Source organism: Amycolatopsis minnesotensis, from assembly GCF_039529815.1.
Lineage (GTDB): Bacteria > Actinomycetota > Actinomycetes > Mycobacteriales > Pseudonocardiaceae > Amycolatopsis > Amycolatopsis minnesotensis.
The window spans coordinates 1-1705 of sequence record NZ_BAAANN010000116.1 but is presented as its reverse complement, the minus strand read 5'-3'; the positions used below and the strand labels follow the sequence as shown (position 1 = coordinate 1705).

The 1705-nt window shown below is 68.5% G+C and carries 1 protein-coding gene; it reads right to left on the bottom strand.

Annotation, left to right across the window (positions count from 1 at the left end; genetic code table 11):
* On the bottom strand, positions 1–1616 hold a 1616-nt coding region (locus tag ABD256_RS44060), incomplete at its 3' end, for an SDR family oxidoreductase (protein WP_344432377.1).
* Between the last annotated feature and the right edge of the window lie 89 nt (positions 1617–1705).

Sequence of the window (1705 nt, the reverse complement as noted above, 5' to 3'; positions counted from 1 at the left end):
GTGGTGTCGATCTGGGTGGTGATCACGACCGGTCGTGAGGTGTGCAGTGCGGTGTCGAACAGGCCGAGTGCGGTCTGTTCGGTCAGCGCGGGGAGTCCCTTGGCGCGCATGCGTTGCCGGTCGATGTCGCCGATGTGGCTGCTCATGCCGGTGTTGATGTCCCAGAGGCCGAAGAGCATCGAGGTCGCGGGGAGTTCCATTTTGTGTCGTTGCGTGGCGAGTGTGTCCAGGAAGTTGTTGGCCGCCGCGTAGTTCCCCTGTCCTGCGGGCAGCAGCAGACCGCCGATGGACGAGATCAGCACGAACGCCGCCAGCTCACGGCCCAGCGTGGCCTCGTGCAGGTACCAGGCGGAATCCGCTTTCGCCGCCAGCACGGGATCCATCCGTTCCGGGGTCAGGGACTCGACCAGGCCGTTGTCCCCGACACCGGCCGCATGCACCACCGCACTCAACCGGTCACCGATACCGTCGACCAGACCCAGCACGGCGTCGCGATTGGACAGATCCGCCGCCACGACCTCCACCCGCGCACCGGAGTCCCGTAATTCCCGCACTAGTTGCGGGACACCGTCGGCGTCGGGGCCTCGGCGGCTCGCCAGCACCAGGTCCCGCACCCCGTGTTCGGCCACGACATGCCGGGCCAGCACCGCACCGATCCCACCGGTACCACCGGTGATCAGCACACACCCCGACCCCAAGCTCCCAGACCCGTCCGACGAGGACAACGCGACCACCCGGGGCACCAGCACCTGCCCGCCACGGATCGCGATCTCCGACTCCACCACCGCAAGCGCGCTGGTCACACCGGTGATGTCCGCGGTGTCGGTGTCGGTGTCGAGCACGGCGAACCGGCCCGGATGCTCAGCCTGCGCGGCACGCACCACACCCCATACCGGCGCCGACTCCACCCGGACTTCGGTGTCACCGTCCAGGCCGACCGCGTTCCTGGTCAGCACGACCAGCCGCGCATCCGCCCATCGCGGCTCGCTGAGCCAGCGCCGCACGACCTCCAGAACCCCGGCCACCGCCGACCGGACCCTCACCGGCACACCCCCATCGGCCGGCTCGCGAGCGTCGAACACCACCACCGGCGGCACCAGTGCCTCCGCATCAGCGATCACCTCCGACCAAAAACCCCATTCCGGCGCTTCGCCTGCCGAGGCGGGGATCCAGTCCAGGCCGTACACACGGTCGGCACCGGCCGGACGCAACTGCTCCGGAGTGATCGCCCGGCCCACCATCGAATCGACCCGCAACACCGGACGGCCCACCTCATCGGCCACCTCCAGCACCAACCCACCCGAGACACCCTCAACCACACACACCCGCACCCGAGCCCGCGACACCCCCGACACCACACCCCGCGACACCCCGTTCCACACAAACGGAATCACCACACCACCACCACCAGCACCAGCACCGGAACCACCGGAATCCGTACCGGCGCCCAACGTCACATGCATCGCCGCATCCAGCAACGCCGGATGCACCACAAACCGCCCCGCATCACCCACCTCCGGCAACACCACCTCCGCGAACAACTCCCCACCACGCCGCCACGCACCACACAACCCCCGAAACACCGGCCCATACCCATAACCCCACCCCGCGAACACCCCATACACACCACCCACATCCACCACCTCCGCACCCACCGGAGGCCACACCCCCAACCCCTCCCACACCACCGACTCCACCACAGCGA